Origin of the sequence: Nonomuraea sp. PA05 (assembly GCF_008086045.1) — a bacterium.
In the GTDB taxonomy this organism is placed as follows: domain Bacteria; phylum Actinomycetota; class Actinomycetes; order Streptosporangiales; family Streptosporangiaceae; genus Nonomuraea; species Nonomuraea monospora.
In genome coordinates this window covers 54267-71028 of the sequence record NZ_VSEY01000046.1, presented here as the reverse complement: position 1 = coordinate 71028, position 16762 = coordinate 54267, and the positions used below count along the sequence as shown (strand labels likewise).

16 protein-coding genes are annotated in these 16762 nt (G+C 70.2%); 5 read left to right on the top strand and 11 right to left on the bottom strand.

From position 1 onward, the window contains the following. Positions 1 to 31 precede the first annotated feature (31 nt). Both FXF51_RS48995 and FXF51_RS48990 read right to left on the bottom strand, forming a co-directional pair. Positions 32 to 271, bottom strand: a complete 240-nt coding sequence (locus FXF51_RS48995) for a catalase (protein ID WP_411268435.1) — start codon at positions 269 to 271, stop codon at positions 32 to 34. Further along, positions 268 to 1659 (bottom strand): MFS transporter, encoded by a 1392-nt coding sequence (locus tag FXF51_RS48990; protein WP_222871813.1) that lies wholly within the window; start codon positions 1657 to 1659, stop codon positions 268 to 270. Before FXF51_RS48990 ends, FXF51_RS48995 begins: the two co-directional genes overlap by 4 nt. A gap of 139 nt (positions 1660 to 1798) precedes the next feature. On the opposite strand from FXF51_RS48990, the gene FXF51_RS48985 reads away from it, so the two are divergent. Genes FXF51_RS48985 through FXF51_RS48970 form a run of 4 tightly spaced genes read left to right on the top strand, consistent with a single transcriptional unit; the run spans position 1799 to position 6179 of the window. Next, positions 1799 to 2629 carry a helix-turn-helix transcriptional regulator gene (locus FXF51_RS48985; protein ID WP_222871812.1) on the top strand — a complete coding sequence of 277 codons (831 nt, stop codon included), beginning with the start codon at positions 1799 to 1801 and terminating at the stop codon, positions 2627 to 2629. Between the two features lie 60 nt (positions 2630 to 2689). After that, on the top strand, positions 2690 to 3766 hold the full coding sequence (locus FXF51_RS48980) for a CapA family protein (protein WP_148441695.1): 1077 nt from the start codon (positions 2690 to 2692) through the stop codon (positions 3764 to 3766). A 42-nt stretch (positions 3767 to 3808) separates the two neighbouring features. Further along, entirely contained in the window at positions 3809 to 5518 is a 1710-nt protein-coding gene (locus tag FXF51_RS48975; RefSeq protein WP_148441694.1) for an SDR family oxidoreductase, read from the top strand. A gap of 19 nt (positions 5519 to 5537) precedes the next feature. Then, positions 5538 to 6179 carry a TetR/AcrR family transcriptional regulator gene (locus FXF51_RS48970; RefSeq protein ID WP_187414997.1) on the top strand — a complete coding sequence of 214 codons (642 nt, stop codon included), beginning with the start codon at positions 5538 to 5540 and terminating at the stop codon, positions 6177 to 6179. On the opposite strand, the gene FXF51_RS48965 is transcribed toward FXF51_RS48970, so the two are convergent. From FXF51_RS48965 to FXF51_RS48955, 3 genes are all read right to left on the bottom strand, one after another. Then, a complete protein-coding gene (locus FXF51_RS48965) occupies positions 6176 to 7225 on the bottom strand; it encodes a hypothetical protein (RefSeq protein WP_148441693.1) in 1050 nt (349 codons plus the stop codon). The genes FXF51_RS48970 and FXF51_RS48965 overlap by 4 nt on opposite strands. A gap of 4 nt (positions 7226 to 7229) precedes the next feature. Beyond that, positions 7230 to 7733 carry a SigE family RNA polymerase sigma factor gene (locus FXF51_RS48960; RefSeq protein ID WP_148441692.1) on the bottom strand — a complete coding sequence of 168 codons (504 nt, stop codon included), beginning with the start codon at positions 7731 to 7733 and terminating at the stop codon, positions 7230 to 7232. A gap of 68 nt (positions 7734 to 7801) precedes the next feature. Next, positions 7802 to 8134 (bottom strand): hypothetical protein, encoded by a 333-nt coding sequence (locus FXF51_RS48955; RefSeq protein ID WP_148441691.1) that lies wholly within the window; start codon positions 8132 to 8134, stop codon positions 7802 to 7804. Positions 8135 to 8306: 172 nt separating this feature from the next. Here FXF51_RS48955 and FXF51_RS48950 point away from each other — a divergent pair, with 172 nt between their 5' ends. Further along, on the top strand, positions 8307 to 8837 hold the full coding sequence (locus tag FXF51_RS48950) for a tetratricopeptide repeat protein (protein ID WP_253753840.1): 531 nt from the start codon (positions 8307 to 8309) through the stop codon (positions 8835 to 8837). 214 nt (positions 8838 to 9051) lie between these two features. Here the strand turns inward: FXF51_RS48950 and FXF51_RS48945 are convergent, their stop codons facing one another. The 6 genes from FXF51_RS48945 to dnaK all read right to left on the bottom strand — a co-directional run bounded on the left by FXF51_RS48945 (position 9052) and on the right by dnaK (position 16566). Next, positions 9052 to 9726, bottom strand: coding sequence for a hypothetical protein (locus FXF51_RS48945; protein WP_148441690.1), 675 nt, complete (start codon positions 9724 to 9726; stop codon positions 9052 to 9054). A 232-nt stretch (positions 9727 to 9958) separates the two neighbouring features. After that, complete coding sequence (clpB, locus tag FXF51_RS48940; RefSeq protein ID WP_148441689.1) at positions 9959 to 12532, bottom strand: ATP-dependent chaperone ClpB; 2574 nt, start codon at positions 12530 to 12532, stop codon at positions 9959 to 9961. Positions 12533 to 12538: 6 nt separating this feature from the next. Further along, complete coding sequence (locus tag FXF51_RS48935) at positions 12539 to 12889, bottom strand: heat shock protein transcriptional repressor HspR (RefSeq protein ID WP_043629776.1); 351 nt, start codon at positions 12887 to 12889, stop codon at positions 12539 to 12541. A 3-nt stretch (positions 12890 to 12892) separates the two neighbouring features. Then, positions 12893 to 14077 carry a molecular chaperone DnaJ gene (dnaJ, locus tag FXF51_RS48930; RefSeq protein ID WP_148441688.1) on the bottom strand — a complete coding sequence of 395 codons (1185 nt, stop codon included), beginning with the start codon at positions 14075 to 14077 and terminating at the stop codon, positions 12893 to 12895. A 21-nt stretch (positions 14078 to 14098) separates the two neighbouring features. After that, entirely contained in the window at positions 14099 to 14692 is a 594-nt protein-coding gene (grpE, locus tag FXF51_RS48925) for a nucleotide exchange factor GrpE (protein ID WP_148441687.1), read from the bottom strand. Then, the gene (gene dnaK, locus FXF51_RS48920; protein ID WP_148441686.1) at positions 14692 to 16566 is read right to left on the bottom strand and encodes a molecular chaperone DnaK; all 1875 of its coding nucleotides are present in this window, start codon (positions 16564 to 16566) and stop codon (positions 14692 to 14694) included. The genes grpE and dnaK overlap by 1 nt, the downstream gene beginning before the upstream one ends. Positions 16567 to 16762 lie beyond the last annotated feature (196 nt).

The following is a 16762-nucleotide window of genomic DNA, read 5'->3' as shown; positions in this document are numbered from 1 at the left end:
CGTAGGGGCGCGGGCCGTGCGGTGATGAGGGTCAACCCAGGCCCTGGGCGACGGTGGAGAAGCGCAGGAACAGCTTGGCCTTGGTGAACTGGCTGACGTCCTCGGTGATGTGCAGGAAGCCGTGCGCGCCGCCGCCGCCCTTGGAGTGCACCACCCGCTCGGGGACGCGCTTTCGGCGCAAGTGGGCCATCTTCTGGTTCGAGTAGTGGTCCTGGAGCAGCAGCGGGCCGTTCGGGCCGACGGAGAGAGAGTGGTGGTCGCTCCAGTTCAGGCGGCGGCCGGTACGCGGCGGCGTACCAGGAACAGCGAGCTCAGCCCGGCGAGTACGGCCAGGGCCGCCATGGCGACGGACGTGGCCAGCGACGCGGAGGCCGAGGACGCGGCGCCCTGGTCGAGGGTGATGAACAGGGTGCCCACGGTGGAGACGCCGATGACCTGGCCGAGCTGCATCACGGTGAGCAGCGCGCCGCTGGCGTCGGCCGCGTACGCGCCGTCCACCTGTTCGGTGGCCATGTTCGTGACCGCGACCTGCACGCCGAGCCCGGCGCCGATGAGGGCGCTCATGACCGCGTAGCCGGCGCCGCCGCCGGAGGCGAGGCCGAGGCCGAGGTAGGCGGGGGCGGCCACCACGTAGCCGAACGGCACCAGCGGTCGCTGCAGCCGCGCGGGCAGGCGCGGCCAGGCGAGCCCGACCAAGCCGAAGGCCAGGGCGCAGGGCACCATCATCATCCCGGAGGCCAGGGGCGACAGGTGCAGGTCGCCTTGCAGGTGCAGGGCGGAGGTGAACAGGAACGCGCCCCACGTGGCCGGGCCGAACAGCAGGATCGCCAGCCCTGGCCGCATGCCGGGCGCGCGCAGCACCCGCGCGTCCACCAGCGGGCGCCCGCCGCGCGCGGTGACCCAGCGCTCGACGCGGACGAACGCGACGAACGTCACCACGCTCAGCCCCATCGAGACCCAGCCCCACGCGGGCCAGCCGAGGTCGCGGCCGAGCACCAGCGGCACCACGAACAGCAGCACGGCCGCCGACAGGCTCACCAGACCGAGCGGGTCGAGCCCGGTACGGCCACCGCCCTGGTCGGCGGGCAGCACCCGGAGCCCGGCGATCAGCAGCAGCACGGCGATGGGCACCAGCGTCAGGAACACCACTCGCCAGCCCAGGCCGAGACCCAGCAGGATCCCGCCCAGCGCCTGGCCCACCACGATGCCACCGCTGATCACCAGCGACCACAGGCCGATCGCCCGGCCTCTGGCCGCCCCGTGGTAGTTGCGCTGGATCAACGTCAGCACCTGCGGCATCATCATCGCGGCCCCGGCGCCCTGCAGCAGCCGGGAGGCGACCAGCCAGGTCGTCGAGGGTGCCAAGCCGGCGGCGAGCGTGGTGATCGTGAAGACCGCCAGGCCGCCGAGGAAAGCCTTGCGATAGCCGAACAGGTCGCCGACCCTGGCCCCGGTGATGAGCAGGACGGCGTAGACGATGGTGTAACCGGCGACGATCATCTGCAGCCCGGCCCCCGACGAGTGCAGGTCGGCCTCGATGGTGGGGGTGGCCACGTTGACGATGTTGACGTTCAGGATGGCCAGGAACTGCCCCACGAGGATGATCGCCAGGAGCAGGCCGCTGGTCTTGGGAACGGCTTCCTGCGGTTGGGTGTTCACAGGAGGGGAGAAAGCGGCAGTTTGCGACATGTCGTATAGTCTGCCGTCATCGTGATACCAGTAACGAGAGCCCCTTTATACTGGTACTGACGCTAACTGGCTAAGCCGTGCAGTGTGCCCCCATAGTGGAGAAATGACGGTGGCTGAGGTAAGACGTACCGACCTGTCGGCGTTCCTGCGCTCGCGGCGGGAGCGGATCACGCCGGACATGGTCGACCTGGCTCCCGGCCCGCGCAGGCGCACGCCGGGGCTGCGCCGCGAGGAGGTCGCCCAGCTCGCCGGGGTGGGCGTCACCTGGTACACGTGGCTGGAGCAGGGGCGGCCGATCAACGCCAGCCCGCAGGTGCTCGACGCGATCTCCCGCACGCTCAAGCTCGACACCGCCGAGCGTCACCACCTCTACCGGCTGGCCGGGCAGGCGGCCGACCCGGTCCCCGTGGACTCCGGCCAGGTGACGCCCGAGATGCAGGGCATACTCGACCGGCTTGGCGACATGCCGGCCTGTGTGTCCAACAGCCGGTGCGACGTCCTGGCCTGGAACGACGCGTACGCCGCCGTTTTCCCCGAGCTGGTCGGGGCGCCGGAGGGGGAGCGCAACTCGCTCTGGCAGGCGTGCGTGTACCCGGCGCCCGTCACACGGATGCTCGACCGCGATCACGAGCTGGGGCGGGCGGTGGCTGTCTTCAGGGGTGCCTACAGCAGGCACGCGGACTCGCCGTGCTGGCAGGACTTCGTCCGCCGGCTCAGCGCCGAGAGCGCCGAGTTCGCCCGGTTGTGGGCCCGGCAGGACGTGGCCGATCCGGGGCCGCGGGTGAAGCGGTACAAGCACCGCGAACTCGGCGCCATGCGCTTCAGCACGACCAGTCTGACGGCGATGCCGGAGATCCGGCTGATCGTCTACACGCCGATGGATGACAAGACTCGACTGATTATGTCCAGGTTGATGAGCATGGAGGAGTCTGCGCGGTAGTCCGCCCTGCATGGCATGCTCGATCCCTGTAAGTCAGGTTTCGAGCGGAAGTGGCGGCAGATGAGAATCCCCCGTGCCCTTTCGGTGTTCGCCGTCGCAGGGTTATTGGCCGCGTGCTCGGCGGCGCCCGAGCGGCAGCTCCAGAGCAAGGAGGTCGCCGCCACGCCGGACGAGCCGGAGCAGACGGCGAAGCCGACCCCGCGGCGCGAGCCGTTCACCATCGCCTTCGGCGGCGACGTGCACTTCGAGGGCATGCTGCGGCCCCGGCTGAACAACCCGCGCACGGCGCTCGGGCCGATCGCGAGCGTGCTGCGCAAGGCCGACCTGGCGATGGTGAACCTGGAGACGGCCATCACCACGGGAGGGACCCCGGCGCCCGGCAAGCAGTTCACGTTCAGGGCGCCGTCGAGCGCGCTGACGGCGTTGAAGGCCGCCGGGGTGGACGTCGCCTCCATGGCCAACAACCACGGCATGGACTACATGGAGACCGGGCTGGCCGACTCGCTGGCGGCGGTCAAGCGCGCCAAGTTCCCCGTGGTGGGGATCGGGAAGAACTCGACCGAGGCGTACCGGCCGTACCGCAGGACCGTGAACGGCAACCGGGTGGCGATCATCGGGGCCACACAGGTGCTGGACGCGGAGTTCATCCAGTCGTGGACGGCCACGGCCGACAAGGGCGGCCTCGCCTCGGCGAAGAACGAGACGGCCCTGCTGCGCGCGGTCCGCCAGGCCCGCAAGAACTCCGACACCGTGATCGTCCACCTGCACTGGGGCACCGAGATGCAGAAGTGCCCCAACGAGGCGCAGCTCTCGCTGGCGCCCAAGCTGGTCAAGGCGGGGGCGGACGTGGTGGTGGGCGGGCACGCGCACATCCTGCTCGGCTCCGGCTACCTCGACGACGCCTACGTCAACTACGGCATGGGCAACTTCGTCTTCTACAACTCCAACCCGGCCACCACCGGCAGGACGGGCGTGCTGACCCTGACCATCAACGGTCGCAAGATCTTGAAGGACTCGTGGACTCCGGCCACGATCCAGGGGGGTATCCCCATACCGATGACGGGGTCGGCCAGGACCGGCGCGGTGGCCTCCTGGAAGGCGCTGCGCGGTTGCACGGGGCTGGCCGCTCGACCCTGATCGATCTATTCTACTGGACATCTTGTCCAATAGGAGGTCGCGATGCGGATGGTCGAGTCCGGTGACGTGCGGCTGGCGGTGTTCGAGGAGGGCGATCCCGGCAGGCCGGCGGTGTTGCTCCTGCACGGGTACCCCGACACGCACCGCGTCTGGGACGAGGTGGCCGCGCTGCTGCGCGACCGCTTCCACGTGGTGCGCTACGACGTGCGCGGGGCCGGGGCGTCCACCGAGCCCGCGGACCGGCGCGACTACGGGTTCGACCGGCTGATGGCGGACCTGGACGCCGTGCTCGACGCCGTGGGGCGGCCCCGGGTGCACCTCGTCGGGCACGACTGGGGCTCGCTGCAGGGCTGGGAGGCGCTCAGCCGGCCTGGCCTCGCCGATCGGCTGGCCTCGTTCACCAGTCTCGGCGGGCCCGGGCTGCGGCAGGCGGCCGACTTCACCCGGCACGGCCCGCGCCGCGACGTCGCGGCGCAGCGGCTCAAGTCCTGGTACATCGGCGCGTTCCGGCTCCCCGTGCTGCCCGAGCTGGTCTGGCGGTCCGTCCTGCCGGGGCTGGTGACGCGCGCCCTGCGCGGCGACGGCATCGCCCCGCGCCCGGGACATCCGGCCGGGACGCTGGTCAGGGACGGGATCAACGGGCTCGCGCTCTACCGGTGCAACATGCCGGGCTCCGGGGACGATCCGCGCCTGCCCGGCGTGCCCGTGCAGATCGTCGAGGCCACCGGGGACGCGTTCGTCACCCCCGCGCTGCTGGCCGCGGTGGGCCGGTGGGCGCCCAGGCTGTGGCACCGCAGGATCGCGGCCGGGCACTGGATGCACCGCAGCAGGCCCGAGGCCGTGGCCGGGATGATCGCCGAGTTCGTGGAGCACGCCGAGGGCGGGCCGGCGAGCACGGAGTTGCGGCGGGCACGGGGCGAGGGGGCGTTCGGCGGGCGGCTGGTGGTGGTCACCGGCGCGGGGTCAGGGATCGGGCGGGCGACGGCGCGGGCGTTCGCGGCGCACGGGGCTGAAGTGGTGTGTGCGGATATCGACGGTGACGCGGCCGGGCGCGTGGCCGACGAAATTGCGAAAGACCTTCGTATTGCGGCGTACGGGGTGCGGGTCGATGTAGCGAATGCGCAAGAGATGGAAGACTTTTCGCGAAATATCATCTCTGAATATGGCGTGCCGGACATTGTGGTCAACAATGCGGGGATCGCCGTCGCGGGGGCCTTCCTCGACCACACAGTCGACGACTGGCGCAGGACCATCGACGTCAATCTGTGGGGCGTCATCCACGGCTGCCGCCTCTTCGGCGCCGCCATGGCCGAGCGCGGCGCAGGCGGGCACATCGTCAACGTCGCCTCCCTGGCCGCCTTCGCGCCCTCCCAGGTGCTGCCCGCGTACTCGACCTCCAAGGCCGCCGTGAAGATGCTCAGCGACTGTCTCAGGGCCGAACTGGCGGGCCACGGCATCGGGGTCAGCGCCATCTGCCCCGGATTCGTTTCCACGGGCATCGCGAGCCACGCCACGTACACGAAGGAGAGCCTGCGCGCGGACGCCGTGAGCGGGCTGGCGCGGCGCGGATACCCGCCGGAACGCGTGGCCGCGCACATTTTGCGGGCCGTGCACAGAAACCAGGCCGTCGTCCCCGTGAACGCCGAGGGGAAAATCGGCTACGCGTTGTCCCGGATTTCGCCCCGCGCCATGCGCGGGCTGGCCCGGTTGAGCAAATTGGCGGGTAACGATCGCCCATACAGGAGAAGATGAATCCGTGTCTTCGCCGCAAATGCACGACGAGTGCGTCCACCCCAAAGCCCTCAGGCGGCAGCCCGCACAGCGCCGCAGCGCCCGGCGCGTCGAGCGGATGCTCGACGCGTGTGCCGAGCTTCTCGACGAGTCCGGTTACGAGGCCCTGTCCACCACCCGCATAGCCGAGCGGGCGGGCGTGGCCATCGGGTCGGTCTACCAGTTCTTCCCCGACAAACGGGCCATCACCCAGGAGCTCACCCGGCGCAACGTCGAGGAGTTCGTCCGCAGAGTCGATCGCAGGTTCCTGGAGGAGGACTATCGCGGCTGGTGGGAGGCCGTCGACGCGATCATCGACATTTACGTCGACATGCACAGGACGGTCTCCGGGTTCAAGAGCCTGCACTTCGGGGACGCCGTCGACCTCAACCTGCTCGACTCCGACTCCGACAACAACACGGTGATCGCGGGGCGGCTGCGCGGCCTGTTCCTCAAGGAGTTCGGGCTGGCCGACAGCCCCGCGCTCGACCTGGCCGTGCTGGTGGCGGTCGAGGCGGGTGACGCCGTGCTGAAGATGGCCTTCCGCCGCGACCCCGAGGGGCAGCCCGAGATGATCGACGCGGCCAAACAGCTCATCAGAGGGTTCCTGACCCGCCAGCTCAGATCCTGGTCGCCGCTCTAGCCGACGGAGTCGTAGACGGCGACGGTCAGGGTGCCCGGGCGGCGGCCGTACTCCTCGTACAGGGACGACAGCTTGACCCTGACGGTCACCTTGCCGTCGGGCCCCGGCCGCGCCGAGCCGACCATGTTGAAGCCCACGCCGCGCTCGGAAGGCGGCTCGGTGCAGTAGTAGTCCTTGTCGGGCTGCGATCGGCCGGTCACGTGGACCTCGCCGGTCAGCCGCCCCGCGATGCCGCCGCCGCAGTAGACGACCAGCGCCCAATCCCTGCCCCGGGCAGGGACGGCCACGCTCACCTCGCGGGCCGCCGGCCAGACGGCGCTGCTGGAGCCGATCAGCCGGTAGACGGGCGGGGTGCCGCCGAAGGTCCGCGGCGGCGCGACGGCGGCGGGCGCGGGCGGCAGGGTGGCGGGCGGCGTCCATTCGTAGACGCCGAACCGCCACCTCTTGGCCCGCTGCTCCGGCATGACCTTCGACGGCTTCGGCATGGTGATGACGAGCTTCCCCTCGCGCGTGCCGGAAGGGAACGGGACGAGGTCGATCGGCCGGTGCGTCTCGCACAGCTTGAGCAGGGAGGACATGGGGGTCAGCGCCCATGGGTCGGCGCCGGGCCGGACGACCCGCACCTGCGGCACCAGCTTGCCGGCGCCGGACGGGCAGTCCGCCATGATGGCCAGCGGCTTGCCGCTCACCTCGACCTCGACCGTCACCTCGTCCTTCTTCGGGGCGTCCAGCGTGGCCGTGGTGATCCGCCGGTAGACCGTTCCGTCCGGCTCCGTGAAACTCGTCGGAAGCAGATGGGGCGAGACGGACGTGGCCGTGGTCTCGTCGTCGAGATGCCTGATCACCGGCCGTGGGTTCACGAGGACGCCCGCCACCACGACCGACGCGGCGGCGACCCCGGCGACGGCGACGGCGACCGTGGCCAGGCGGCGGCGCCTGGCCGCCCCCGCGCGGGCGCGCAGCCGCTCCCACGGGACGGGCCGGTCGAGTGCGGGGCGGCTGCGCTCCTCCAGCAGGTCGTGCAGATCCTGAGGGCTGACGGACACGTTCCTACCCCTTCCTCGCGTACGCGGTCGCGAACGACTCGTCGATCCGCAGCTTGGCCAGCGCCTTGCTGGTCTGGCTCTTGACCGTCCCGACGCTGCAGCCCAGCGTCGCGGCGGCCTGCGCCTCGGTCATGTCCTCGAAGAAACGCAGCACGATCACCGCCCGCTGGCGGGCGGGCAGCCGGCCGAGAGCCTGCCAGACCAGCTCGCGCTCGTCCGCCTGCCCCATGCGGTCGGCGGTCTCGGCGTGATCGGGCGGCGCCCCCGTGGTCAGCTCCACCTGCCGCCAGCGCCGCCGCCACCACGACACGTGCACGTTGACGATGATCTTGCGGACGTACGCCTCACGCTCGTCCTTGATCCGGCCCCAGGACACCCACGCCTTCATCAGCGCCGTCTGCACCAGGTCCTCGGCCACCGCCCAGTCTCTGGTGAGCAGGTAGGCCGTGCGGAGCAATCGAGGCCACGCCGCCGCGACGAACGCGTCGTACTCCGAACGATCCGCCATGCGCCAAGCCTCTCTCCGTCGCCGTCACCCGTACGACGCCGGCGGCCGGCGAGAAAGTTGCCCGCGCGTTACTGCTCTGCTGTGTCCTGCATCTCCCTGAGTGGCTCGGCCAGCCAGGCGGGCACGTCACGCAGCCAGCGCTTGTCGTGGTCGCCGAGCGCGGTCGCGGGCGCCTGGTGCAGGCGGGGCGGTGTCGTCGGCGTGCGCAGACACGGGGCGGGCAGCGAGACCGGGCGCGCGTCCCTGGCCTCGCGCGCGTTGAGCCGCGTCTCCAGCGCCCGCAGGTTGCGCTCGGCGGTCTCGATGGCCTCCAGACGGGCCGACAGGTAGCCGGCGACACCGGGCACGAGAGCCGACAGCACGACGGCACAGGCCAGCGTGAAGGTCATCTGCTTGGACAAGCCCATCACAGTCCCTCCGCTCGCACGGCGGCAAAGTGACGGATATATGCCCTGTGAGCTGCGCGTACACGCGCGCTGTGAGCAGGCTTGAACAGGACGTTACCGAATCCGAAGGTGACCGGCGATGCTAATTGACCGGGCAAAGGCCTGGGCGGCTCGGTAGTCTCGCGGTGTGGCGCATGTGACCCGTGAGCACCTTGATCGTCTGCTTGAGCAGGCGCTGTTGGCCGACGACCACGACTCCCTGGCCAGTCGGCTGTACGACGTCGCGCTCGACTATTCGTCCGGCGACGTGTCCAGGGCTTCGATCCTGGTTCTCGCCGCGGAGGAGTGGCGAGCGGCGGGGCAGCCCGCGCGCGCGATGGAGTGTTTCCAGCGCGCCGTCGAGGACGGTGGGGAGGCGGGTTTCGACCCGCGTGCCGGCATCGCCGACACGCTCTTCGAGCTCGACAGGCCTGACGAGGCGAGGGAGGTCATCGAGACGATACGCGCGGAGGGCAATGTCTCCACGGCGACCGCTCACACGATCGCCGAGACGCTGGTCGCCTACGGCGACCTCCAAGGGGGGCTCGACTGGGCCACCCAGGCCGCTCTGCGGTGTGACGAGAACGATCCGGAGCAGGTGGCGCTGCTGCGCACCCGCTATCGCATCAGGGTCGATCTCGGGCTGCCGGAGGACGAGCTCGACGAGCTCGTTTCCTAGAGAGGCGGCCGCGTTCCGCCGAGCCCGTCCGATGAGGGCAGGGCTCGCCTTGCCGTGCCCGCACGCCTGGGCGCGGCCTCGCCGTGCCGTGCCCGCGTTCCTCCCTCTCGCGGGAGGGGCCGCGATCCCCGCATGGTCCGTTCGCCGGGACCGCGACCCCTCCGCCAGGGGAAGCCGGGCGTGGCAGGCACGGTCCACGCCCGGACAGGGTGGCTCACTTCAGCCCGAGACCGCCCACGGCTTCGGTGAGGCCGGCCGCTCCCGACCCGCCTCCCGGCAGGATCGCGACGCCTTCGAGGCTGTCCATCGCCTTCGGCAGCACCTGGCCGACCAGCTCGGCGCTGACCTCGCTGACCGGCTTCTGCAGGCCGAGCGGCGTGTCGACCCCGGTGCCGACGACGCGGTTGTCGTACGGGCCGTCGCCGATCGTCATCTGGTCGGGCAGCCTGCTGTTCAGCGGCGTCCCCGGCACCTCGGGCAGCGCCGAGAGCGGCGGCAGCGGCGGCAGGTCCGCCATGGTCGCCAGCTCCGACACCCCCGCCGGGCCGGGCATCATCGGGAACAGCGCGGGAGAGGCCGAGAACAGCGACGCCAGGCCCCACGTGGCACCCACGCCGCTCAGGTCCGCCATGTTCAGCACCTCCTTGCCGGTCGCCAGGCCGGTGAAGCCGAAGTGCCTGGCCATCTCACCGGCCGCCATGGCCACCTTGTTGCTCTCGCTGGTGATCATGCGGCTGCCGGCCGTGCCGTTCTCCTCGATGTGCAGCGAGGAGGGGTTGTCGCAGCTCGCGACGGCCGAGGCGGGCGAGAGCACCGCCGTCTCCGCGCAGCTCCCCGCCATGGAGGCGCCGGTGAACACCCAGCTGACGCCCGCGGTCAGAGCAGCCACCGCGATCATGCTCCGGAACTTCTGGAATGACACCGCACGTCCCCCTGAGTCGATGTCGGTGATCTGACGAACGCTGACCGTAGTCGGCCGCCGGCGCCGGGGAGTGCGGCTTGTCCGAAGAGTGGGGCGAACCTTACCGAGCGGGCGGGCCGATGACCCTGCCATGACACGCCGGAGCCCGGGGATCGGCTGGATCCCCGGGCTCCCGCGAACCCTTTCGCTAGGCCTCGCGCTAGGCCGCGCGCTGGATGAGCAGCTCGTCGTCGCCCAGCTCGACCAGGACCTTGTCGCCGTCGGCCACCTCGCCGGACAGCACCGCCTTGGCCAGCTTGTCGCCGATGGCCGACTGCACCAGGCGGCGCAGCGGGCGGGCGCCGTACAGCGGGTCGTAGCCCGTCAGCGCCAGCCACTCGCGGGCCGCGGCCGTGACCTCCAGCGTCAGCCTGCGCTCGGCCAGGCGCCTGGCCAGGCGCTCGACTTGCAGGTCGACGATCTGCGCCAGCTCCTCGGAGCCGAGCGCGTCGAAGAGGATCACGTCGTCGAGCCGGTTGAGGAACTCCGGCTTGAACGAGGTGCGCACCGCCCCCATGACCGCCTCGCGCTTGGCGCCGTTCTCCAGCGACGGATCGACGAGGAACTGCGAGCCGATGTTGGAGGTCAGGATCAGGATCGTGTTGCGGAAGTCGACCGTGCGGCCCTGCCCGTCGGTCAGCCGCCCGTCGTCGAGCACCTGCAGCAGGATGTCGAACACCTCGGGATGGGCCTTCTCGACCTCGTCGAGCAGCACCACGGTGTACGGGCGCCGCCGGACGGCCTCGGTGAGCTGGCCGCCCTCCTCGTAGCCGACGTAGCCGGGAGGCGCGCCGACGAGCCTGGCCACGCTGTGCTTCTCGGAGTACTCGCTCATGTCGATGCGGGTCATCGCCCGCTCGTCGTCGAACAGGAACTCCGCCAGCGCCTTGGCCAGCTCGGTCTTGCCCACCCCTGTGGGGCCGAGGAACAGGAACGAGCCCGTCGGCCTGTCGGGGTCGGCGATGCCGGCGCGGCTGCGGCGTACGGCGTTGGAGACCGCCTGTACGGCCTGCTGCTGGCCGATGAGGCGCCTGCCCAGCTCCTCCTCCATGCGCAGCAGCTTGGCCGTCTCGGCCTCCAGCAGCCGCCCGGCGGGGATGCCGGTCCACGACGAGATCACCTCGGCGATGTCGTCGGCCCCGACCTCCTCCTTGACCATGGCGTTGTCGGGCGGCGCGGCCTCGGAGGCGGCCTTGAGCGCCTGCTCCAGCTTGGGCACCTCGGCGTACATGAGCCGCGAGGCCGCCTCGAAGTCGCCGTCGCGCTGGGCCCGCTCGGCCGCGCCCCGCGTGTCGTCGAGCTGCTTCTTCAGCTCACCGACCTTGTTCAGCCCGGCCTTCTCGTGCTCCCAGCGGCCGACGAGGGCGTTGAGCTCCTCCTGCCGGTCGGCCAGCTCCTGGCGGAGCCGTTCGAGGCGCTGGACGCTCGCCTCGTCGGTCTCCTTCGACAGGGCCAGCTCCTCCATCTTCATCCGGTCGACGTTGCGCTGGAGCTGGTCGATCTCCACGGGACGGGAGTCGATCTCCATGCGCAGCCGCGAGGCGGCCTCGTCGACCAGGTCGATGGCCTTGTCGGGCAGGAAGCGGTTGGTGATGTAGCGGTCGGACAGCGCGGCGGCGGCCACCAGCGCGCTGTCGGCGATCTGCACCTGATGGTGGGCCTCGTAGCGGCCCTTGAGCCCGCGCAGGATCGCGATCGTGTCCTCGACGGTGGGCTCACCCACGTACACCTGCTGGAAGCGGCGCTCCAGCGCGGGGTCCTTCTCGATGCGCTCGCGGTACTCGTCGAGCGTCGTCGCGCCGATCATGCGCAGCTCGCCGCGGGCCAGCATGGGCTTGAGCATGTTGCCGGCGTCCATCGCGCCCTCGGCGGCGCCCGCGCCGACGACGGTGTGCAGCTCGTCGATGAACGTGACGATCTGCCCGTTGCTCTCCTTGATCTCGGAGAGCACGGCCTTGAGCCGCTCCTCGAACTCGCCGCGGTACTTCGCGCCGGCCACCATCGCGCCCAGGTCGAGCGAGATGAGCCGCTTGTTGCGCAGCGACTCGGGCACGTCGCCGGCCACGATGCGCTGGGCCAGGCCCTCGACGACGGCCGTCTTGCCGACGCCGGGCTCGCCGATGAGCACCGGGTTGTTCTTGGTGCGGCGGCTGAGCACCTGGACCACGCGGCGGATCTCGGAGTCGCGGCCGATGACCGGGTCGAGCTTGCCCCCGCGCGCCCGCTCGGTCAGGTCGACGCCGTACTTCTCCAGCGCCTGGTAGGTGTCCTCCGGCGTCTCGCTGGTTACGCGGGCGTTGCCGCGCACCTTCTCGAACGCGTCGAGCAGCGCCTGCGGCGTCGCCCCCTGCGACTTGAGCAGCTCGGCCGCCTGGCCCCCGTCGGCGGCCAGGCCGACCAGCAGGTGCTCGGTCGAGACGTAGAGGTCTTCGAGGCGGTTGGCGTGCTGGGCGGCGGTGTTGAGCACCGTCAGGAGCTGGCGGGAGCTGGACGGCGCCCCCACCGTCGCGCCCTGCGCCTTCGGCAGCGCCGCGAGCTGCTCCTCGGTGCGTGCCCGCAGCGTGCGCCAGTCGGCGCCGACGGCTTCGAGCAGCGGCACGGCGGTGCCGCCCGTCTGCGAGAGCAGCGTGGTCAGCAGGTGGGCCGGGGAGATCTCCGGGTTGCCCTCGGCGGCGGCGCGCCGCATGGCACCCGAGAGCGCTTCCTGGCTCTTCTGGGTGAGCTTGTAGTCCATGTCCTTCTAGGCCCCCGGTGGCAGCTCGTAGCGGATCAAGGCTCTGACCATGCGCATCTCGGCGCGCAGGCGGTGAACCTCCTCACGCAGCCGCAGAGCTTCGTTCTCGAGCTCGAGAATCCGCTTGATCCCCGCGAGGTTGATGCCCTCTTCCTGGGAGAGCCGCTGCACCTCGCGGAGCTGGATGATGTCTCTGGTGGAGTAGAGGCGGCCGCGGCCCGCCGTGCGCCCAGGACTGACCAGGCCGAGCCGGTCGTACTGCCGCAGCGTCTGCGGGTGGAGCCCGGAGAGCTGCGCGGCCACCGAGATCACATAGACAGGGGTGTCGTCTGAAAGGTCGAAATAGTTGGCGTCCATCGGCTACTCGCTTCTGGCTCGCTGAATGAGCTCTGCGCGCGGGTCCTCGCTCGCGTGCGCGGTGTTGAACTCGTTGAGCAGCTCACGCGACTTGTCGTCGAGCGTCTTCGGCACGACCACCTCGACGCTCGCGAGCAGGTCGCCCTTGCTGCCGTCCTTCCTCGTGACGCCCCTGCCGCGGACGCGGAACGTGCGCCCGTTCGGGGTGCCCGCGGGAATGCGCAGCGTGACCGGCATGCCCTTGAGGATCGGCACCTTGATCTCGGCCCCCAGCGCGGCCTCCGTGAACGTCACGGGAACCGTGATCGTCAGGTTGTCGGCCGCCCTGCCGAACACCGGGTGCGGTTTGACGTGCGTCTGGATGTAGAGATCGCCCGCCGGGCCGCCGTTCTCGCCCGGCGCCCCCTTGCCCTTGAGCTTGACCCGCTGGCCGTCGGCCACCCCCGCGGGAATGCGCGCCTGGATGGTGCGGGTGCTCTTGGCGCGGCCGCTGCCCTCGCACACGGGGCAGGGGTCGTCCACGAGCAGCCCACGGCCCTTGCAGTCGCGGCAGGGCTCGGAGAAGGCGAAGTTGCCGAGGTTGCGGCTGGCCGCGCCGGTGCCCTCACAGGTGGGACAGACCCTGGGGGTCGTGCCCGCCTTGGCGCCGGTGCCGCTGCACGCGGTGCACGCGGCGGAGCTGGTCAGCCTGAGCGACACGGTGGTGCCCTCGACGGCTTCGGTGAACGTCAGCGTCACCTCGGACTCGATGTCCTGGCCACGCCGCGGGCGGGTCGCGCCGGTGGTGCGGCCGGCGCCGCCGCTCCCGCGGTTGAACAGCCCGCCGAACAGGTCGCCGAGCCGCTCGCCCGCGCTGCCGCTCTGCCCGGTCTGCTGGCTGGTGCCGCCGAACAGGTCGCCGAAGTCGAACGGGAAACCGCCACCGCCGGGGCGCTGACCGCCCACCCCGGACCCGAACAGCGTGCGCGCGTCGTCGTACTCCTTGCGGCGCTTACCGTCGGACAGGACGTCGTAGGCCTCGGAGACCTCCTTGAACTTGGTCTCCTTGGTGACGTCGCCCTGGTTGGTGTCGGGGTGGTACTGCCTGGCCAGCTTCCGGTACGCCTTCTTGATCTCGTCGGCGGTGGCGGTCTTGGGCACACCAAGGACGGCGTAGTAGTCCTTTTCCAGGTAGTCCTTGGTGCTCATCTACGGCCCTTCGTCCTTCGCTTAGTTTTCGTCGTCATCGGACGCGGCGGGGGCGTCCTCAGGCTCGGCGACGGCCACCCGCGCCGGGCGCAGCACCCTGTCACCCATCCGGTATCCAGGCTGCAACACTTCGACGGCCGTCGGCTCGGTGACGTCCGGCGAATAACTGTGCATCAGCGCCTCGTGGACGGTCGGGTCGAACGGCTCGCCCTTCTGCCCGAAGGCGCTGAGGCCCAGCTTGGTGAGAGCCGACTCCAGCGACTCGGCCACCTTCGCGAAGCCGCCGGTCAGCTCACCGTGGTCACGGGCCCTGCCGATGTCGTCGAGCACGGGCAGGAGCTCCGTCAGCGCCCCCGCGACGGCCTGCTCGCGCACCGCGGCGCGGTCGCGCTCGACCCGCCTGCGGTAGTTGACGTACTCGGCCTGGAGGCGCTGCAGGTCCGCGGTCCGCTCGGCGAGCTGGGCCTCCAGCTCGCCGTTGCCGGCAGGCGTCTCGGACGCCTGCTCGGCCCACTGGTCGGCGGGAACGGAGTCCCTGACCTGACCCGTCTCCGGGTCGATCTTGCGGTTGTCGCGGATCACCGGCTCCTCGTGCCCGTTGTCACGCGGCGGCATCACTGGTCCTTCTTCGGCTGGTCGTCGTCGACGATCTCGGCCTCGACCACGTCGTCATCGGCCTTCTGGCCCTGCTGGTCGGTCGTGGCGTCCTGCGGGGCGCCCTCGCCGCCGGCCTGCTGGCCCTGGCTCTGCGCGTAGATGGCCGAGCCCATCTTCTGGCTGACCGTGGCGAGCTTCTCCGCGGAGGTGCGGATGACGTCGGTGTCGGTGCCCTCCAGAGCCTTCTTCAGCTCGGTCAGGGCGTCGTTGACCTCGGTCTTGATCTCGCCGGGGACCTTGTCGTCGTTCTCGCGGAGGAACTTCTCCGTCTGGTAGGCCAGACCGTCCGCGTTGTTGCGGACCTCGGCCTCCTCGCGGCGCTTCTTGTCCTCCTCGGCGTACGACTCCGCCTCGCGCATCATGCGCTCGATGTCGTCCTTCGGCAGCGCGGAGCCGCCGGTGATCGTCATCGTCTGCTCCTTGCCCGTGCCCAGGTCCTTGGCGGAGACGTTGACGATGCCGTTGGCGTCGATGTCGAAGGTGACCTCGATCTGCGGGATGCCGCGCGGGGCCGGCGCGATGCCGGTCAGCTCGAAGGTCGCCAGCTTCTTGTTGTACGAGGCGATCTCGCGCTCGCCCTGGTAGACCTGGATCTGCACCGACGGCTGGTTGTCCTCGGCCGTGGTGAAGACCTCGGAGCGCTTGGTCGGGATCGTCGTGTTGCGCTCGATGATCTTGGTGAAGATGCCGCCCTTGGTCTCGATGCCCAGCGACAGCGGGGTCACGTCGAGCAGCAGGACGTCCTTGACCTCACCCTTGAGCACACCGGCCTGGAGCGCGGCGCCGATGGCCACGACCTCGTCCGGGTTGACGCCCTTGTTGGGCTCCTTGCCGCCGGTCAGCTCCTTGACGAGCTCGGAGACGGCGGGCATGCGGGTCGAGCCGCCGACGAGCACCACGTGCGCGATGTCGGAGACCTTGATGCCGGCGTCCTTGATGACCTGGTGGAACGGGCCCTTGGTCCGCTCGAGCAGGTCGGCCGTCAGGCGCTGGAACTCCGAGCGCGTCAGCTTCTCGTCGAGGTGCAGCGGGCCCTCGGAGGAAGCCGTGATGTAGGGGAGGTTGATGTTGGTCTCGGACTGGCTGGACAGCTCGATCTTGGCCTTCTCGGCCGCCTCGCGCAGACGCTGGAGCGCCATCTTGTCCTTGGCCAGGTCGACGCCGTGCGCGTTCTGGAAGCGCTTGACGAGCTCGTCCACGACGCGCTGGTCCCAGTCGTCGCCGCCGAGGTGGTTGTCACCGGAGGTGGCCTTGACCTCGACGAAGCCGTGGCCGTCCTCCTGGCCGACGTCGAGCAGCGACACGTCGAAGGTGCCGCCACCGAGGTCGAAGACCAGGATCGTCTGGTCCTGCTCCTTGTCGAGGCCGTAGGCGAGGGCCGCCGCGGTCGGCTCGTTGATGATGCGCAGCACGTTCAGGCCGGCGACCGTGCCGGCCTCCTTGGTGGCCTGGCGCTGGGCGTCGTTGAAGTAGGCCGGGACGGTGACCACCGCGTCGGTGATCTTCTCGCCCAGGTAGGCCTCGGCGTCCTGCTTGAGCTTCTGCAGCACGAAGGCGCTGATCTGCTGCGGCGAGAACTTCTTCCCGTCGATCTCCTGCGACCAGTTGGTGCCCATCTCGCGCTTGACGGAGCGGATCGTCCTGTCCACGTTGGTGACGGCCTGCCGCTTGGCGACCTCACCGACGAGGACCTCGCCGTTCTTCGCGAAGGCGACCACGGACGGCGTGGTCCGCGAGCCCTGCGCGTTGGCGATGACGGTGGGCTCACCGCCCTCGAGGATCGAGACGACGGAGTTGGTCGTCCCAAGGTCGATACCTACCGCACGTGCCATGAGTACGTCCTTGTAGTCAAAGTTGAGTCTGGTGGACTCAAGCTACGGATGCGTGTCGTCTTTGTCAAACGACTTGAGCCTACCCGACTCAACCTCAATGAGCGTGAAAGCATTCCCACCGAACGGGCAAGAACGAGCGAGATATCGCACACCACGCGTAACGGACTCGAAGGGCACGGGGTTCCTGCCCCGGACA